Annotated in this window: 17 protein-coding genes; 4 read left to right on the forward strand and 13 right to left on the reverse strand. The window is 30.3% G+C overall.

Annotated features, from left to right (window positions below):
• Positions 1-211 precede the first annotated feature (211 nt).
• Both NYE52_RS22345 and NYE52_RS22350 read left to right on the forward strand, forming a co-directional pair.
• Complete coding sequence (locus tag NYE52_RS22345) at positions 212-754, forward strand: recombinase family protein (protein WP_016204937.1); 543 nt, start codon at positions 212-214, stop codon at positions 752-754.
• Positions 755-928: 174 nt separating this feature from the next.
• Positions 929-2,203: an MFS transporter gene (locus tag NYE52_RS22350; RefSeq protein WP_016204938.1), complete on the forward strand. Its 1,275-nt coding sequence runs from the start codon at positions 929-931 to the stop codon at positions 2,201-2,203.
• A 33-nt stretch (positions 2,204-2,236) separates the two neighbouring features.
• Here NYE52_RS22350 and NYE52_RS22355 read toward each other — a convergent pair whose 3' ends face one another.
• The 3 genes from NYE52_RS22355 to NYE52_RS22365 form a co-directional block, all read right to left on the reverse strand.
• Positions 2,237-2,656, reverse strand: coding sequence for a universal stress protein (locus NYE52_RS22355; protein WP_016204939.1), 420 nt, complete (start codon positions 2,654-2,656; stop codon positions 2,237-2,239).
• Between the two features lie 166 nt (positions 2,657-2,822).
• Positions 2,823-3,242: a universal stress protein gene (locus NYE52_RS22360; RefSeq protein ID WP_016204940.1), complete on the reverse strand. Its 420-nt coding sequence runs from the start codon at positions 3,240-3,242 to the stop codon at positions 2,823-2,825.
• Positions 3,243-3,262: 20 nt separating this feature from the next.
• Positions 3,263-4,726, reverse strand: a complete 1,464-nt coding sequence (locus NYE52_RS22365; RefSeq protein WP_016204941.1) for a SulP family inorganic anion transporter — start codon at positions 4,724-4,726, stop codon at positions 3,263-3,265.
• A gap of 174 nt (positions 4,727-4,900) precedes the next feature.
• Here NYE52_RS22365 and NYE52_RS22370 point away from each other — a divergent pair, with 174 nt between their 5' ends.
• Positions 4,901-5,458: a recombinase family protein gene (locus NYE52_RS22370; RefSeq protein WP_016204942.1), complete on the forward strand. Its 558-nt coding sequence runs from the start codon at positions 4,901-4,903 to the stop codon at positions 5,456-5,458.
• A gap of 363 nt (positions 5,459-5,821) precedes the next feature.
• On the opposite strand, the gene NYE52_RS22375 is transcribed toward NYE52_RS22370, so the two are convergent.
• The 5 genes from NYE52_RS22375 to NYE52_RS22395 all read right to left on the reverse strand — a co-directional run bounded on the left by NYE52_RS22375 (position 5,822) and on the right by NYE52_RS22395 (position 10,864).
• The gene (locus NYE52_RS22375) at positions 5,822-6,349 is read right to left on the reverse strand and encodes an arsinothricin resistance N-acetyltransferase ArsN1 family A (protein WP_016204943.1); all 528 of its coding nucleotides are present in this window, start codon (positions 6,347-6,349) and stop codon (positions 5,822-5,824) included.
• Between the two features lie 69 nt (positions 6,350-6,418).
• Positions 6,419-6,877, reverse strand: coding sequence for a MarR family winged helix-turn-helix transcriptional regulator (locus NYE52_RS22380; protein WP_016204944.1), 459 nt, complete (start codon positions 6,875-6,877; stop codon positions 6,419-6,421).
• A gap of 284 nt (positions 6,878-7,161) precedes the next feature.
• Complete coding sequence (locus tag NYE52_RS22385) at positions 7,162-8,133, reverse strand: TniB family NTP-binding protein (RefSeq protein WP_016204945.1); 972 nt, start codon at positions 8,131-8,133, stop codon at positions 7,162-7,164.
• 10 nt (positions 8,134-8,143) lie between these two features.
• Positions 8,144-10,219 carry a Mu transposase C-terminal domain-containing protein gene (locus tag NYE52_RS22390; protein ID WP_016204946.1) on the reverse strand — a complete coding sequence of 692 codons (2,076 nt, stop codon included), beginning with the start codon at positions 10,217-10,219 and terminating at the stop codon, positions 8,144-8,146.
• 6 nt (positions 10,220-10,225) lie between these two features.
• Positions 10,226-10,864: a TnsA endonuclease N-terminal domain-containing protein gene (locus tag NYE52_RS22395; protein WP_053215733.1), complete on the reverse strand. Its 639-nt coding sequence runs from the start codon at positions 10,862-10,864 to the stop codon at positions 10,226-10,228.
• 62 nt (positions 10,865-10,926) lie between these two features.
• On the opposite strand from NYE52_RS22395, the gene NYE52_RS22400 reads away from it, so the two are divergent.
• Complete coding sequence (locus NYE52_RS22400) at positions 10,927-12,738, forward strand: TniQ family protein (RefSeq protein WP_016204949.1); 1,812 nt, start codon at positions 10,927-10,929, stop codon at positions 12,736-12,738.
• 76 nt (positions 12,739-12,814) lie between these two features.
• Here NYE52_RS22400 and NYE52_RS22405 read toward each other — a convergent pair whose 3' ends face one another.
• The 5 genes from NYE52_RS22405 to NYE52_RS22425 all read right to left on the reverse strand — a co-directional run bounded on the left by NYE52_RS22405 (position 12,815) and on the right by NYE52_RS22425 (position 18,215).
• On the reverse strand, positions 12,815-14,707 hold the full coding sequence (locus NYE52_RS22405) for a TniQ family protein (protein WP_016204950.1): 1,893 nt from the start codon (positions 14,705-14,707) through the stop codon (positions 12,815-12,817).
• Between the two features lie 167 nt (positions 14,708-14,874).
• Positions 14,875-16,137, reverse strand: a complete 1,263-nt coding sequence (locus NYE52_RS22410; protein ID WP_016204951.1) for a DUF3854 domain-containing protein — start codon at positions 16,135-16,137, stop codon at positions 14,875-14,877.
• Positions 16,138-16,160: 23 nt separating this feature from the next.
• On the reverse strand, positions 16,161-16,454 hold the full coding sequence (locus tag NYE52_RS22415) for a DUF4258 domain-containing protein (protein WP_016204952.1): 294 nt from the start codon (positions 16,452-16,454) through the stop codon (positions 16,161-16,163).
• A gap of 188 nt (positions 16,455-16,642) precedes the next feature.
• Positions 16,643-18,004: a hypothetical protein gene (locus NYE52_RS22420; protein ID WP_047943232.1), complete on the reverse strand. Its 1,362-nt coding sequence runs from the start codon at positions 18,002-18,004 to the stop codon at positions 16,643-16,645.
• Positions 17,976-18,215, reverse strand: coding sequence for a helix-turn-helix domain-containing protein (locus NYE52_RS22425; protein ID WP_040344260.1), 240 nt, complete (start codon positions 18,213-18,215; stop codon positions 17,976-17,978). Before NYE52_RS22425 ends, NYE52_RS22420 begins: the two co-directional genes overlap by 29 nt.
• Positions 18,216-18,330: the final 115 nt, after the last annotated feature.

Genomic DNA, 18,330 nt, shown 5'->3' on the forward strand with positions numbered 1-18,330 from the left:
TAATAATTAGAGATGCACTGTTAAGCTAAGCCAATTATCCTCCTGATAAATAAAAATATGAAAAAATTATTATCTATCATAGTTGATTGATTTACCTTGTGTCCAATTAAACTTAATAAAAACATTATCTCTAATAAGAGGAAAATCATAGGAAGTACAATAAAAAAATATGTTATTATAGTTTGGTCACAACACCATCAGGAGGATAAATATGTTATATGGCTACGCTAGACCAACACAAGAAGATCTTACTTGCAAAAAACAAATAACTCAATTAGAAGCAATAAATTGCACATCTATCATTTTAGAAGACCATTCCTCAGCCAAAAAAAGAATAAAATTAATAGAATTAATAAACTCTCTTTCAAGTGAGGACAAAATTGTTATTACTAAATTTTTCGCACTTGCTGATTCCACCCGTCATCTTCTGGAAATAATGGAGAAAGTTCAGAAAAAGAACGCATTTTTGCAGTCGTTACATGAAAATGTCGATACTAGCATAACAAAACACTATGAATTTACTGGGATACTAAATCATTTAGTTGAATTCCAAACAGACTTGATTAGTGAAAAAACCAAAGAAGGATTATTTGAAGCAAAAAAAAATGGAAAAGCACCTGGAAGACCAAAAAAGCCAGATAAAAATGTTAAACTTGCCATGTCAATGTACAAAAGTGGAAAATTCAGTCTTGCCCAAATAAAGGAACATACCGGAATCAGTAAAACTACTCTGTATCGATATCTAGAAAAATAATACTTCATCAGTGTTTTACAAATCTCCAATTAATTACTAGTGAAACTAAATCATTACTTAGTGTAGCTATTCTCCACTATAATTCATCACTTTAGAGGTTGGCTCCTTAATACAAGAATTATTTTAGATAGCCATCTTCTCATCTTTTTAATCAAAAGGAGTGTAGTTAATACTATGAATAAAAGGAAGAGGAATACTTCTATATTTTACGGTTGGTTTATTGTTTTTATAGCAGGTTTAGGTACATTTTTTTCAGGGCCTGGTCAAACCTATTCAAATTCGACATTCATTGAGGAATACATAAAAAGTTTTGGGTGGAATAGAACCGAAATATCCAGTCTATATTCCATCGCTACTTTATGCTCTGGATTTCTGATAATGTTTATGGGAAAGTTTATGGATCGCTTTGGTTATCGTAGAATGCTCGGAATAGTAAGTGTCTTGTTTTCATTAGCTTGTTTTTTCAATAGTTTTGTTACCAATATTTGGATGTTAGGAATTGGTTTTTTCTTGATTAGGTTCTTGGGTCAAGGAAGTATGACGTTAATTCCTAATACCATAGTGCCACAATGGTTTATAAAAAAACGAGGAAGAGCAATGAGTTTTATGGCTATAGGAAGCTTTTCAAGTGCTGCTTTTTTTCCTATTGCAAATACGTGGTTAATTGATAAGTGGGACTGGCAAACAACCTGGCAAATATGGGGAGTCGCATTACTAATTATTTTCACACCCCTTGCTATAATAGGAGTGAGAAATAGGCCTGAGGATATTGGAGCCTTGCCAGATGGTATTACAGAAAAATTCAAGAATAAATCTCATAATAAAATATCCCATTCTTATTTAGTGATGGATTGGACCTTAAAAGAAGCTATGCAAACTAAAGCTTTTTGGGCAATTTTAGTTTGCGTGGGAATCCCTGCACTTGTAAATACAGCTATTACATTCCATCTCTTATCCATATTTCAAGAACAGCACCTGTCCCCGCAGTTAGCAGCTAGTGTTTTAAGCCTGATGGCATTAGTTGGATTCCCAATTTCATTTTTGTCAGGTTTTATACTAGAAAAAATACAAACAAAAATCCTTTTGATGGGGATATTCTTAACAGAGATTACATTCCTCATTCTGTTAATAAATGTAAAAAGCATTTGGATTGGAATTATTTTTGGAATATTATGGGGAGCAAGCAATGGAATAGAAAGAATTACACTCAATATTATATGGTCTGATTATTTCGGAAGAAAATACCTAGGGAGTATAAACGGGATTGCTATGATGGTTATGGTTGTAGGTTCTGCAATTGGTCCATTGCCACTAGGAATAGGATATGATTATTTTCACAGTTATATAGAAAGCTTATTATTTTTACTGTTATTTCCGATTCTTGGAATATTTGGAGCAATCCTTGCAAAAAAACCTCAGAAAGTAACAATAGCAAAAAGAGCTAATTAGAGGAGGTTTTAACCTTCTTTCTAATTAGCAAGTTTATTTTACAATTAATACTGGACAGTTAGCTCTTTTAGTTACTTTATGACTTACACTACCTAAAACAAATTCCTGTAGGACGTTTAATCCTCTGCTTCCCATTATTGCAAGATCTGTACCCTTGTTATTAATGTAGTCTACTAAAACTTGACCTGGTTCTCCCTTTAATATAACAACTTCATAATTGAGCCCCGATTCTTTCACTAACTTTTCCACTTCTGAAATTTTCCCTCTATTTTTATCAACAAATTCAGAGCTATTCCAATTATGAAGGGTCTCAGTCTTTGCCTTTGAAGGATCACTTACCATAACGATTTCTACTTTAGATTCTGAGCAACAGTTAGCAATATAAATTGCGTTTAATGCAGCTCTTTTTGAGTGTACGGAACCATCGGTTGCTAATAAGATATTTCTATACATTTTCATTCCTCCCAACTAAGCAAGCGCTTACATATATAATATAACTTTTTATATAAAACGGGAACTTAATTTATGTTATTTTTATTTTATTTTCAATTAAACTCATTCATTTCCATTTTCCTCAAAAATAAAACCCACTTTTTTTAAAGTGGGTTTTATAATACAATTATTTTACTATCAATACTGGGCAATTGGCTCTTTTAACCACCTTATGGCTGACGCTGCCTAGTACCATTTCTTGTAGAGTGTTAAGTCCTCTGCTTCCGATTACAACCATATCAAACTTTTTTTTATTAGCATGTTCTACTATAGCTGGTCCAGGGTCTCCGTGTAATAATTCAAAACTAAAATCAATATTATTGGCATTTAATAACTCTTCAAAAGGCAATAATTTTTTCTTGCGAGATAACTCCAATTCCTCCTTATTATGAGCGTGTAAAACCTCATCTTTTGATTTGGAAAAATCCACAACATAAACTAATTTTATTGTACTTTCTTCACTTAAAGAAGCAATTTTCATTGCTTCCTCTGTTGCTCTTTTAGAATGTTCTGATCCATCAATGGCTAATAGTATTTTTTTATACATTATACACTTCACTCCCCTTTTTAGTGTGCAGATAATTTTGCATTTGGATCGTTAAATACTGCCAACTTATCCACGATTTTTTTACTTGCTGCATTTAAGTTTTTAATAGTCACGTTGTTATGATTTTCTCGATATTTAATCACTACTTTATCGATCGCACCAACAGCTGAATCATCCCATATGTGCGCATTGGTGAAATCAATAATAATATTCTTATTCTCCACAGAAAAATCAAATTGCTCCACGAACTCTTCCACGGAAGCGAAAAATAACTGCCCTTCTACCTCGAAAGTAATATTCTGGTTATTCACATTCCTAACCAACTTAATTTTAGATATTTTAGCCACAAAAAAGATGGCGCTTAATATAACTCCTGCTATAACACCGATAGATAAATCATGTGTTGCTACTACGATGATAACAGTGACTAACATAACTGCTGCATCTGTTTTTGGAGCGTTTTTTAGGTAAGTAAAAGATGACCAGTCAAATGTACCAATAGAAACCATGATCATTATACCTACCAGGACTGCCATTGGAATTTGGACTACTATATTCCCTAATACCAAAATTAGAAACATAAGAAATAGTCCAGCAACAAGTGTAGATAACCTACCTCTACCACCTGACTTTACGTTTATAACGGATTGTCCTATCATCGCACAACTTGCCATACCACCAAAAAAACCTGTAATAACATTGGCAATTCCTTGCCCTCTAGCTTCCCTATTTTTATTACTACCTGTTCCAGTCATGTCGTCCACAATGGAAGCAGTTAAAAGAGATTCTAATAAACCTACAATAGCTAATGCAATGGAATATGGAAAAATAATCTTTAATGTTTCAAAATTAAGTGGTACATCAGGAATAAAGAAAGATGGTAACGATTGAGTGATATTACCTAAATCTCCAACTGTTCTTAAATCAAAGTCAGAGAAAATTGCTAAACTTGTTAATAAAACAATTGCAATTAATGGTGCTGGAACCGTCTTTATAAATCTTGGTAAGATATAGACAATCAATAATGTAATGGCTACAAAGATATAAGTCATATTGGAGATACCTATAAAATGAGGGACTTGTGCCATAAATATTAAAATAGCTAAAGAATTAACAAAGCCAACCATAACTGCCCTCGGAATAAACTTCATTAGCTTTGCTATTTTTAAAACTCCAAAAACAACTTGGATAATACCTGTTAATATAGTGGCTGCTAATAAGTAGTTTATACCGTAGTCTTTTACTAATGGCACCATTAGTAATGCCATAGCTCCAGTCGCAGCCGAAATCATAGCTGGTCTTCCGCCAACAAAAGAAATGGTTACAGCCATACAAAAAGAGGCATACAGGCCAACCATTGGATCAACACCCGCAATAATGGAAAACGCTATTGCTTCTGGAATCAGTGCCAAGGCAACTACTATTCCAGATAGAATATCTGCGGGAATATTTGAAAACCAATCTCTCTTCATTTTTTCAATCACTAAAAAATACCTCCGTTATAATATTTTATATAATAAATATATAATCAGCTTTTTTAACTTACTTTGAACAGTCTAACACCAAAAGAACCAAAATGGAACCATTTTGGTTCTTTTTTTCAAATAATTTTTATGATATGGTTTATTTAAACGCTTAAAAACTAAGGAGGCTAATACATGTTAATTGGTTATATGAGGCCTGTTGAAGATGACCCTAATTGTATAGATCAGTTAGAAAGTCTTACTACCTATCATTGTAACGTAATCTATACTGAAGAACTTAGTTCTCACAAGAATAAAACTACACTTAAAAAGATGTTATTAAACTTAAATAAACACGATAAGATTGTGGTTGAAAAATTTTATACAATTGCTGATTCATTAAAAAAATTAAAGGAGATATTAAATATTATTAGGGAAAAAGATGCTTATATTTTGTTTATTAAAGAGAATATTGATACGAGTAATGTAATGGAAGAAAAGTTTAATGAATATGTACAACATCTAATAAACCTTCAGGGCGATATTATAAGTGAAAACACTAAAATAGGAATAAAAACAGCTAAAAACCAGGGGAAAAATACAGGTAGACCCAAAAAGTCTTTACGTAATATTCAAAAAGCAATTGATATGTATATTAGTAAGCAGTTTTCATTAATAGAAATTCAAAATACAACTGGAATTAGTAAGTCCAGCTTATACAGATATTTATCAAATTGGGAGGGAAAATCCTAAGCTTAAATTATATTGGGTGACTACCAATTTGTGATTTTTTCAAGTATTTTTAGGTAACATCAAGTGCTGGCTGATAATTGTTAATTTCCTTATATTGATTGGAAAAAATATAAAAACCTCTGTCAAATTTAAGAACAGAGGTTTTCCAATTTTTTGTCTATTTTAATTAATCTTAGATGAAATAATACTAAATATTTAGTTATTTTACATTTAACTTCAAATCAGTTGAGAACTTTTTGTAAAAAAGCAACTTTTTTCATCTAGAACTTTATTTTAATACAACAACTCAATTATATTACGAATATTTATGACAAATCATTCCGGAAAAATTACTAAATTAATCCGATTTTGAATTCTGACATATTATTTACTCTCCTTTGTTTTTAACAAATAATAATCTTGATCAAAAAGCAATTTTTCCATAATCATTACATCTACAAATTCCCCTCTTAATTTTCCTTGATTTTTAAATAATCCAACTTTCCTATAATTCTGCTTTCGATACAGACCTTGACCTAAAGCATTGATAGGGAATGTAAAGAGCACTAACTTGTAAAAACCATGTGATTTTGCTTCTTCTTCTAAGACCCGTAATAATTGCTGACCTATTCCTTTCCCCCTAAATCCCCTATGTATATATATGGATAGTTCTCCTACACCCTGGTAAACAGCTCTTGTATTATAAGCATTTATGGAAGCCCAACCAGTTATTTCTCCTTGTTCGTTTGTTGCTACGAAAGCACAATATCTTCCATTATGGAGATTAAACCATTTGTAAATATAGTTTTCGTCTTTAAGTTCTTCTTCAAAGGTGGCTATTCCATCTTCAATTCCTTGATTATAAATCTCTAATATAGCCAATAAATCCCTTTCCTCTACTTTCCTAATCATTTTTCCAACTCCTTAATTGACTTTCACATTAATTGACTTTATCAATTATAATATTTAATGAAAGCCACCTTATTTGGTGGCACAACTACCTAGCCCATTGTTTTTATTCATTGCATATAGAAGCAAACTTAGACTTTCCATTACCTGTTGATGTTTATCTTCCTGAATATGTTGAAAAATATTACCTAGATACTCTAACATTTGATTGGAAATTTCCTCTGCCTTCAATTCCCCTTCATCCGTAAGTGACAAAAGGACATACCTTCTATCATTAGGATCTGGAACTCTTAAAATAAAGTTAAGTTCAACCAGTTTATTTACCTGTCTACTTAAAAGCCCTGTATCCATCATTAACTTTTCTGCCAATGTCTGTAGAGATACATTTGGGCTCTTACTTAACTCATAAACAATGTGACTTTGTGATACTGTAATTCCACAACAATCAGATCCGTCTTTCTGAAGAAGACCAAAGTCCCTTACCAATTGCTGGAGCAATTCACGTATTTGAATTTTATCCTGTGTTTTCATATATTATCGCCTCTAATTAGATGTTATCATCATTAATTGATAATGTCAAATAATATTTTGAACTTATACCTTATTCAACTCCCCCTTTAGTTACACAAGAGACTCCTCCACTAAAATAAAATGAGTGTTAACTTTTAAATTAAGCGTTAATTACTATTAACCTTAAATCTCATAAAAAACGTCTAATCCCTTATGAAACAAGGTTCTAGACGTTTATCAATTATAAAAGCGTTAATATTAGTAAAAACGAGTTCATTTATTTTTCACCTTCTTATTACGCGTTATTATATGTATTTTTTCATCCTTTTCTCTTTCTCAAATGCATCAATCAAATTAAATTTCTCATCATTAAATGGATTGATAACAAAGGGTCTTGTTGATAATGAAATGGATTTAAATGAAATATACAAGTCATCCTCAGAAATTAAATCACTCCCACTTTTTAAAGCCTGTACGGTTGATTCTTCTATTAGTTTTTTTATATAATAAGGATTTCCTTTAGTTGCATAAAAAATCTTCTTTGCTAATACTGGATCAGCTAAGAAAGCTTGCTCAGGAAAGGGCAGTTGCTTATCTAATCCATTTAAAAACGCTCTAAATTCTATTTCCTCTTCTTTCGATTGGTAGGAAAAAGGCTGTAAACTTTGCTTTTCACAAAAGCGGCGGTCTAATTGTTCATTATAAACAAAGACTTTATTTGATTCAGGCATTCCGCATACTAATATTGGTATTCTAACTTCATTAGATAAATTTTTCACCCAATTAGATGCTTTGTTTAATACATTTTTACTTTCGCTATCAATTAAATGTTGAAACTCATCTACTATAATCATTTCAACTTCACACTTTTCAACAAAAGATAATATTCTGACAGTCATATTATTCTCTGTACCACGATCATAGTTTGGATCTCCCATATTCAACAATATTTTAGAAGCCACTGACTTTGGTGTTGCTCCTACAGGAACTGTTAAATATAAAATCGGAATTTTTGTAAAACCATCAATAATTTTTCTCGGATATTTACTTTCATACTCTTTGAGTAGAGTAGATTTCCCAAGACCAGTTTCACCATATATAAATAAACCATCAGGCTGAACAGAACCAAAGGATAACTGATGGTGTTCTTCTATTTTATCTAATATTTTTTTATAACGCGGATATTGAATAATGATACTTTTAACGTGCTCTTTCCTTTTTTTTATTTCTTTGACATCAGGAATTTTACCTTTTAGTGGCTTAAATAATTCATTCATCGTTATGACCTCATTTTTTGAAACTCACTCCATAATCTGGTAATGAGTCTAAATCAATATAATCACTATTACTTTTCCCAATCATTGTTTCTTCATCTTGTAATTGCTCTTTTTTACTTTTAGTTGCATATTTTTTCTGTTTATTTTCCCTTTCTTTCTGTTCATCAAAATGAACAACTATTGTATCAGCTTCAATAGGACTTTCTATTTGTAGTTCCGCTAATCCCATTGAAGAAATACCTTCATAATTATAACTCTTAGGCAAATCTCGTTTATTCAACTGTTCCAAGTTGCGTTTTTGTTGGTTATATTTCTTTTTATCACAATTTGTGAGCTCTTTTACTTTTCTTATGGTTTTTGCTAAATTAGTTACATCATCTTTGTTAGCGCCAAGTGTTCTTACCGAAGAGTCTAGTTCTAACTGAGACAAATAAACAGGTAAATTCGTGGGAATTTCCTTTCTTTCAAGAGATGTGTTATTTGCTTGAATATATATTTTTTTAAATTTATCATAAACATAAACAGATCTCATATCCGCTAAGTCATATCGAACTTTAACAGACCCAATTTTCTTTTCGTGTTTTACCTCGTTAATTAAGTTAGCTCTAAGTTCCATTAAATCTTTACTATTATAGTATTCGTTTTCTATAACAACGCCTTTATTTTGTATCTTTCTATAATCTATTCCACTCATAAAAATTAATTTAAGCTCTTTTTTGCTTTGTGGTATAGGTAATTGTAGCAAAGGATTATTCACTAATCCTTTAAGCCATAGATCCTTTGGCTTTCCTCCTCGTCTCTTATCATAAGAATTCGCAATTACATCTACCATCACCAGATGAGCCATATAAATAAACGTCTGCATTGTTATACAAGCTTCTCCTACAGAATCATATAATCCTTTCTCATAAACATTTGAAAAAGTCGTTCCTTTTAATGTATGAATCCATGTAGTGTTAAGTGTTCTAAATCCTCTCTCGATAGTTCCCTTTTGATAACCAGCACCAACTTTACAAAAGTGAACATTTATATTTAACTGTTGGCAAGTATCCTTAACATCATACGATTCATTTATTATTGAATTATCAAATACTACCTCAGAGGGTTTTCCATATGCTACCCAATCATTTTCTATTAAGGGATATAATTTTTTCAGGTACGTTTTTGGCATAATAGAATGTAATAGACATTGTTTCACCGCAGATGCATTTACATCCTTAAATGTTACATAAAATCCTAGTGGATGACCGGTAGCTTTATCTATTGCATAGACTAGCCAAGGACGTTCTGGCTTTAGTGTCGATGGATTAATTAATAAGACATCGACAGGTGTCCAATCAATCTCCACTCTTTCCAAGGGTTTAGTAATTACAACTTCTTTTCTAGAACCTTTCTTCCTCAATTCAGTTTCAACTTTACCAAGCCTAATCTCTTCTTTTCTAAATTTGTCTTCTATAGTTTTCTTCCTTCTATAAAATGTAGAACGAGATACTATTTTAATTTTATTTTTATCATCTCTAAATCTGTTAATTTCTTCGATTCTTAATGAAAATTCAGAAAAAAGATGTTCATCTGTAAACTTTTCACCACTATATTGGAATTCATTTACCAGTTCTTCTATTAGTTCGACTATCTCTCCCTTTGTATAATGATTTTTGGGACCAGGCTTCTTTTTTACAAGAGTTCGAATATCTTCATATTTTTCCCATCTACTCTTCCATTCATAAAAGGTTGTTTTACTAACTTTTGGTTCTATCGTATCTAAATAACTCTTAATTTCTGCAGGTAGTATCTCTCCGTCTATCACTGGTTTTATAATTTTATACCTTCTTTTAGCCTCGTTAACTGAATCTATATCTAGCAATGAAAAGTCCCTAATTTCAGATTCACTGCTGCGCCAATCGTTATTTCTGAATACTAATTCTTCTTTATTCCACTTTTCTAATAAGTGTTCTTTATCCCAAATCTCGATTTTATTGTAATTTAAATTCTCTAGTTCGATTGCTCCATTTATTTCTCTTCTAACTATATATCTATCTTCATCTATCATTAACTTTGTTCCTGCTAAAAATGCAAACATACTCATTAGTAACTATCCCCTCACAATATCTATAAAAGTTTCATCATTGAGTAATTCATTTATGAGATCAATATTTAATTGCTGATTATAAATCATATAGTATAAATTCGAATAAATTTCTGGACTAGGTATACTATCATCAAACTTTATGATATCTTCCATCTTACTTTTTCCATTTTTTTGTATAAAATTATAAATTTTTATTTTTGTACTTTCTTTAGTTAACCTTTCGTCGACTCCTCTAATCTTATCGAGGTTTTGTATTAGATATCCTTGTCTTATATCTTTTTCTGTAACTATTTTGAATTTCCATCCTTTTTTTTCACAATATATTTTCCCTACTTCAAATTTAACTTTATTATCTTCTTCTTTAATCTTATCCTCTGGCTTAACTTCAAAAATAATATACTGTTTATCCTTAGTTTCCACTAAAAAATCAGGAAAATATTTGTATATCTTCCCTTTATATCTGTATTCTATTTTTATTGGTTGAGATTGAATTTTTATGATTGAAGGATCAAAATCTAAAACCTTAATGAAGTCCTTCTCTAACAGACTCTCCCAAGCAACCATTTCATTAGACTTTTTGCTATTTATAAAGCCTCTAAAGCTGCCTTTTTTGGATGGTTTTATTTTTCTAACTTGTTCCATATTATCACCTAGTTTACCAGAGTATTTTTTTGGAGATTATTATATTTGAGGTGAAGAACATCATGTTACTTTTTTATTTAAAGCCTAAGAACAACGAAAGCCTTACTGGATTCTTTTATAGGACGGCAAAAGAAAACTTAATGGATAACATAAAATGGATTAATGATCACTTTTCCGTATTTACAGGTTATCAGCCTAATGTTAATTTAATGAATTGGGGCGAACAAAACCATATTAAAGATACTTCAAACTTTTTACGCATCGAATATCAGCTTGCAAACAGTATGACTTTTACTTATCTATTAGAATTTCACGGTTTAAGAGTAGATTATACCAAGAACACTATTAAGTGCCCTTGGTTTTCATACCAAACAACAAAGGTTTGTCCAGTATGTTTAATAGAGGAACCGATTCACCGTTTAGACTGGAGTTTTACATATAGTTTTATATGTAGAAAGCACAAATTATTTCTAATTGATAAATGTATGTATTGTTCTAGAGATATAAATATTAAGACCGTTATTTCCGATAAATGTGTTTGTGGGATGCCTTTATCTTCAGCTAAACCCAAAAATGTTACATTATCTCTTCTATTTAATTATCAACAAGAGGTTGATAAATTTTTCTCCCATGATAAAACTGTTAATATTAATGATTGGATTTCAAATTCTTCGACATTCTATTATGCATTAGAGTTTTTAGCAACTTGGATACCACAAACAATCAATATTGATGAGATTATAACATTAGATGGTTTTAAATATAGCGGAAACGCAGTTGTTAATAGCCGTTTAAAAAAATCAAAAACACTTATTCAATCTTGTCCTTTATACATACACGCTTACATATTATTGAGGGATTGGCCAAAGCAATTTTATACATTCATTAGATTGATGAAAAATAAAAACAACCTTAATAGTTTTCGTCTATTTTGTAATGCTGTTAATAAGTTAATTGGCACTAATTTGGAACCATTGCACACTGAGTTTATGAACTATATACTTAAGAATCAATTACCAAATAGTTATCCAAATCAATTTATTAGTATAAAAAAGGCATGTGAAATTACTAAATTAAAAGAAGATACAATTAAAAGAAGTGATTATTTTCAGCTGTTTATGTGTAACTTCAAGGAAATGGAATTTTTCTTTGTGAAAAAAATTGAAATCGAAAAATGGTTGTCCCTTTACAAAGAATCGATTTCAAAAGAACACTTACGGAATACTTGGCGGACAAGCCCAAAAGTTACTTTTAACATACTTTCCAATAATGTATTATGGCCAGCTATTAACATACAAACTGGTTCTGTAATGCAATGGCAAATCCCTATTGGCAAATTAGAAGAAATCACTTTAAGGTTACAACAGAGAACCACTCTAATAATTGGACCAAAAATTATTTTAAATAAAGCCTTTCAGTGGGTTGGTGTACATTACTCTTTTGTTGTAATTAAAGCAATGTTGGCAGGGTGCTTACCATTCGAATTAGATAAAAAAGTTTTGGGTAATTCTTTGGTTTCAAAAAGAGTACTTTTTAAAATAGTTCGAAATATTGTTGTTAAACTGGCTAAACAAAGTGGAGTTTTATCGCAAAAAGATGTTGCCTTCTTGTTTGGTGTTAAGAAAAAGGATATTGAATATTGGATTTGTACAAATAGACTTAAAACTAATAGCTCAGGGGCTATTACAAACGATTCCTTTACTAAATTTGAATCCAAGTACTTTACAACCTTTCAAATTTCTATGATTAAATCTATTAGTACAAAAAGAATATTAAAAAAATATAATAAGGGGAAATTGATTGCTGTTTCAGGACCTGAATTAAACGATGGTAAACGCTTATTATTCTTAAAAAGCGTAATTAACATAATCTAATAAAGATTAAAATAGCTTTCTAATGACTGAATCTACTGAATTTTATTAATTATTCAAAAAAGCTGAGATTTTATATTTATTCTTCTATAATTAGCTTTACATCACTTTTACTATATATTTTAAATTTATTCTGGAAATGATTTAATACAGGGCTAATGTCTTTACTAGTTAATGTGTTTAACAGTAAGTCAATGTCTTGGGAAACAAGATCACTAAGCTGAGATAAATTAATATAATTATTTTTGTATTTTTTTGCTTCATTTACTGAAAAATATGGCTTTTCCATTAGTTCGGTTGGTTTTAATAGCCCATATTTGATTAACAAACTAATTTGACTATTTTTTATCCCTAGGTATTTAACTAGTTCCAGTCGAGATAATACCCCTTTTCCTGTTTCTAACTTATTTTTTAATGACTCTTCCCATACTTCATTTTTTCTAATAAGATATCGTTTTAAGCCTGTATCTTTCACTCTTTTATCAACCACACGTATTTTCCCCTTGACTATAAGTGTAATCATATCGGATAAATTAGTGCCTACTGAATATTTAATACTCTTTGTAATATCTGTTAGCTCTTCTTCATTACAAGAAATTTGATTACTTTGTAAACAATATCTTTCATACCTTTTCTCTATAATTCGGAAGATTTGGTCAATCTTCCGCCGGTCATATAATACTTCATTAGTACCATTAATGATTGGAGAACTTTTTACTTCCAAAAGAGTCTTTTCTAAAGAAATCACACCGTTAAGTGATATGTTTAAAATACTACTTGTTACTTTTCTATTAACCAAGAATCTTTTATTTGAAAGATATCTATTAACACTTTCTCTTGATATTAATAAAAATTCTTCTCTCTCCTTGGTAATACTCGCTTTAAGAAATCCATTAGCTATAAGTTTTTTTACAGTAACATGTTTGCATTTTAACATGTTAGCGACTTGTGATAATGAAAGATAATAAGCACTATAAATATCCTTGTTAAAACTCCTACTATTTGAAATTAATGAACTATCCCAGTTTTTAAATATATAATTTTCAAATTCATTTCTTAAGAAGTCCATTTGAGGATGATTATACTTATTATATAAATCAATAAAAAAGTAGCCAAAGTTATTAATATAACTGCCTCTATCATATTTAGGCTTACACTTCTTAAAATTTCTGTACAATTCCAAAAAATCAGAATAATTAACAGGCCAATTTTCGAATCTTTTTGTAATGTTCATAATTAAGGTAGTAAATTCCCTATCTTCATATTCAAATGGAATTGAAATACTCCCTACTCTACTCTTATCTCTATAGTACAATCTTATAAAAAAGTGATAAATCAATAAGATATATTTTAGATCAAGTTTAGTTAACAAATTTAGATTACTTTCTTTAAAATTTCTGGTATCAGAGTTAAATTTATAATAGATGATTCTTGACACGAAGGAATTGCTTTCGTCAGCATTTTTAACTTTTAAGGTCCTTAAGTCCTTATTACATTTACAATAATAAAACTTCTTTCTATATTGTTTAATTGGTTTTCCACAGCTACTACATGAAGAAACAAGGAAACAATTATGTATTGGACATACTAAAAAAATTCTTATATCCCATAATTTATGATGAATACCAACAGTTTCAAGGCATCTAGGACATACCTTAGCATGAGCATTCATCAAACTGTCTTGATACAAAGTAAAATTAAAATGCTTAAATTTTCCTTTTTCATAATCAAACTCGTTATAAAATGTAGTTATTAATAATTCATTAAGTGACAAGCCAGTTAAATTCATTAAAGATGAAAAATCAAATTTCCATGGTAGCAGATTGCGAGGACCAATATAGTGATTAAAATCAGAATCGTTTAATATCCATGTATTTGTTTCATACATATTTTCAATTGATAATCTATTAATATAACTAAAGATATTTTCATCTTTTCTAGGTTTAACTACACAAAGTAATTTTTTGTTCAATAAATAATCACCCCCAAAAAAGTTATTTTACTTATAAGTTTAAAAGATATAATAATATATAATTGAGTAATCTTAAATCAATTTAAGATTACTCAATTTTTCATTCCGAATAATTATGAAAAACTATTCCGGTCAATTATGAAATTATTCCGGAGAATTATGAAAAATCACAAATAAATCCTTTTAATGTTAGGGATTTTATTTTTTAATAATAAATCATCAATCCCTTTTCCATCCGATTCTTTCCAAACAATTAAATTAGCATGAAATTTTTGTTTTTTTAATTCCTTTGCACACTCCAATAGATGTTTTTTTACATAAACATTCTCAATAGCATCTGCATCGAAACAAATATTAATAGTTTGAACCCCCATCTCTTTCAATACTGGGATTGCTAACCTCCATGCTCCTACACCAGGAAGACTAATGAAAGTATCTCCAATTTGATCTATCTCTAATGGATCATATAGATTAGCCATTAAGTCAACTGCTATATCTCCTTTTAAAGCTCCTTCACCAAGCCACACGGTTTTAGCTTTATAAAGAGTACCAGGAACCCATTTTTTTAACTTTGTACTAGGAATTGATACATGAATAGGTGCTGGATTACCAGAACCTGTCCCATTAGGTTTATTGGCAGAACTTAACCAGTAATATCTATTCGCTTTTTTAACTCTAATCCATCCCAATAACTCATTATTATCTGTAATAGTAGTCCATTCCTTTTGTAGAGGAACCTCGCCTTGAAATATGATATTTCCTTTATATTTTACTTCTACAACATTTGGCTGTTTGATTACTTTAGCCTGAAATTCTTTCCCATTAAGTTTAACTTCCACTATATTCGGTGGGTTATCAATTCTATATTGAAAGCCTTCGATTTGGTTATATTGGTTTCTGTAAGGAATGAGAATTCCTTTCATTCCTGCTATACTCCAATAACCATTTTGAAAATAGAACCCTGGTATCCCTTGAAAATCATTTATCCCTAAATCATTGCTAATGGCTTTAACAATAGTCCACGGCTTATCAGGGAATGATTTATAATTTCTGATAGTTATTTGTTCATCACTCAATTTGCGTTCATTTGAAGTTAAATGATTATAATGAAAATCATCTAAAATTAGATTATCTAAAAGCGCATGATAGATTGTATCTAATGTGATACTGTCCTTTTTGGGAAATCCATTTACTTCTTCAGCCATTTCCTTTACATTCACTTTATTTCTATTATCTTTTTTTAATACATGCAAGTAACTAATTAACGCGGAGTTTTTTGAAAAATGAATGTCACTTTCTACTCGAATGCATACTACTTTGCTATTATCTTCATTGGTCATGCATGCTCCTGTTTTGCCACAAATAGGACAAGGAGTACGATAATATTCATAAAACCCTTTTACTTTTGTTTTTCTATATAAGGAATTCATACTTATCCTCCTCTTTCGTCTTGTTAAATACAATATTTAAATCTACTACGATCAATTGGTGGCATAGTTGTAACAATCTTAAATTGATGATTTGATACTTTTGCAATTACTACAACCACTGGATTATCGTCAGTATCTCTTCCAAGTACTGCAACTTTTGAAATGGATTGCCTTTCCACTATTTCTCCATTTAATATGGCAGTAACTATATCTGCTTTGGTATAACCTCTTTGCTCTAATCGCTGCATAGTATGAATGCTGATTATGATTTTGCCTTTTCCACTAAATAGTACTTTTTTTACTTCTTGTAATTTCATCTCCTTCACCTCCAAAAAAAAAGACTTTGGTATGTAGTTAAAGGACAGAAATACTCCTCAAAACTACGAACCAAAGTCCGCTATTATTAATTATTAAACCGCTTATCAAAAAGAAAGCAACAAAATACTAAAATATATACAATTTATGTATTTATCATAGCACTTTATTTAAGTTCTATTCAACCTCTTCATTGGAAAAGTTTTTTGATAATTGTTTTGAGAGGCAATTTTTTTGGATTTGATATGGAATCCAATTGAAATCCCGCCTTAATAAGATGTTCATAATTCTCTTTTACTTTTTCCCTTACTTCATCAAATGAGATAAGAGGCTTCTTTTTATATTGTAATCGAATATATTCTTCTGTTAGATCCGGAAGGGTGCCTATTATCGGGAGTTCAAGGCCATTCACTAAAGAGTTAATCTTACTAAATGGAAAACTACGATTATAGATTAATTTCATTGATATTCCATGTCTTTCTCTTAATTGGTGAATATATTTTTTCCACATTAAAATATCTACAATTGAATTGTCTACCATTACCCAAAGTTCATCTATATTTTGAAGTACTTTTTCTGTTTCTTCGGTCATCTTTCCACTTGGCAAATCTGTTAAAATTACATCATGATATCGAAAAAATTGAAAATACACCTCTAAAAAGTCCTCAGTCCAGTTATAAACATAATCTTTTTCTCCAATAGGCAGCCACAGAACTCCCATATATTGCCAATTCGTTTTGTGATAATCTAATTCCATAAGTTCATATTCTTCTAAATGAAACACTTCTATAAAAGAACGAAAATTAACCGGCATTGGTTCATATCTAGACAAAACACTAGATAATTTTGGAGGTTGCATTGCCTCTATAACAGCTGTTTGTATTTTTTGTTCTTGAAGGTATATTGCAAAGTTTAGAATAAAACTCGATACTCCTATACGATGAAGTGGAGACCATACAGCAATCGTTTTGTTTTGTGGGTATTGTTTCCCTTTGTATACATATTGCTTTCTCATAGCTTCAATTTTATTTGTACTGAAATGACTAATACTAATAGGATATTCCGTCGATGGGAAATCATCTTTAATATTCACCGGTGGTGCATTATTACAATCAAAAGTTTCAATGGAGTCAGTTATTTTATTTTCTTGTGCCTCACCTGTAATTGAAGTATGTAAAGGTCCCTGGTCAACTTGAATCTCCATATTGAGTGTATTCTCAGAAGTACTAATATCTTTATCTTGATTATTTTTTACTTTCTTTGGCCAGATGAATAGAGCCTTTCTGAGCGAATCCTCATTCTCAAAGAAATACATGTTTCTCCTATTTGCTTTATTGTCATTTGAATTACCCAAAATGTAAATATCATGGACTTTAAGAGACGTAAGGAACTGATTGTTTATTTCATCTGAAGTAATAATTAACAAATTAAAGATGTAATTTTCTTCTTCATGGTTAATGAAGTTAGAATCATAGAATACAATTTCTACATCATTTGATTGTATTGCCCCGATGATCTGTTCATCACTTATAGAGGTTAGAACCTTTTTCATAGATTAAATGCTCCTGTTTTAAGTATTCATCAATTTTTTTTCGGAATTTAAATGGAAAAGGAATTGTTCTACTTTCCACTTTTCTTAAATAGCTGCTACTGATGCCTATCTCTTTCGCGAATTGAAATTGATTTAACTTCAATCGTTTCCTCAAAATAATAAGTCTTTCAACATCATCTTCAATACAAATTTGGTTTAAATTTCTCATCATTTTTCCCCTTCTTTCCAAAAAAATAAAAAAAACCGCTAATACCCCCTTAGATAAGAGGATACTAGCGGTTATCGCTTTCATGTTTACTATTAATCTAAATAGAGTATATCATAGA

It is taken from the genome of Niallia sp. FSL W8-0635, from assembly GCF_038007965.1.
Lineage (GTDB): Bacteria > Bacillota > Bacilli > Bacillales > Cytobacillaceae > Niallia.

Excerpts from the sequence above, each read along its gene's own strand:
- NYE52_RS22345 (WP_016204937.1), top strand. The coding sequence starts at position 212 with ATGTTATATGGCTACGCTAGACCAACACAAGAAGATCTTACTTGCAAA.
- NYE52_RS22350 (WP_016204938.1), top strand. The coding sequence starts at position 929 with ATGAATAAAAGGAAGAGGAATACTTCTATATTTTACGGTTGGTTTATT.
- NYE52_RS22355 (WP_016204939.1), bottom strand. The coding sequence starts at position 2,656 with ATGTATAGAAATATCTTATTAGCAACCGATGGTTCCGTACACTCAAAA.
- NYE52_RS22360 (WP_016204940.1), bottom strand. The coding sequence starts at position 3,242 with ATGTATAAAAAAATACTATTAGCCATTGATGGATCAGAACATTCTAAA.
- NYE52_RS22370 (WP_016204942.1), top strand. The coding sequence starts at position 4,901 with ATGTTAATTGGTTATATGAGGCCTGTTGAAGATGACCCTAATTGTATA.
- NYE52_RS22375 (WP_016204943.1), bottom strand. The coding sequence starts at position 6,349 with ATGATTAGGAAAGTAGAGGAAAGGGATTTATTGGCTATATTAGAGATT.
- NYE52_RS22380 (WP_016204944.1), bottom strand. The coding sequence starts at position 6,877 with ATGAAAACACAGGATAAAATTCAAATACGTGAATTGCTCCAGCAATTG.
- NYE52_RS22385 (WP_016204945.1), bottom strand. The coding sequence starts at position 8,133 with ATGAATGAATTATTTAAGCCACTAAAAGGTAAAATTCCTGATGTCAAA.
- NYE52_RS22390 (WP_016204946.1), bottom strand. The coding sequence starts at position 10,219 with ATGAGTATGTTTGCATTTTTAGCAGGAACAAAGTTAATGATAGATGAA.
- NYE52_RS22395 (WP_053215733.1), bottom strand. The coding sequence starts at position 10,864 with ATGGAACAAGTTAGAAAAATAAAACCATCCAAAAAAGGCAGCTTTAGA.
- NYE52_RS22400 (WP_016204949.1), top strand. The coding sequence starts at position 10,927 with ATGTTACTTTTTTATTTAAAGCCTAAGAACAACGAAAGCCTTACTGGA.
- NYE52_RS22410 (WP_016204951.1), bottom strand. The coding sequence starts at position 16,137 with ATGAATTCCTTATATAGAAAAACAAAAGTAAAAGGGTTTTATGAATAT.
- NYE52_RS22415 (WP_016204952.1), bottom strand. The coding sequence starts at position 16,454 with ATGAAATTACAAGAAGTAAAAAAAGTACTATTTAGTGGAAAAGGCAAA.
- NYE52_RS22420 (WP_047943232.1), bottom strand. The coding sequence starts at position 18,004 with ATGAAAAAGGTTCTAACCTCTATAAGTGATGAACAGATCATCGGGGCA.
- NYE52_RS22425 (WP_040344260.1), bottom strand. The coding sequence starts at position 18,215 with ATGATGAGAAATTTAAACCAAATTTGTATTGAAGATGATGTTGAAAGA.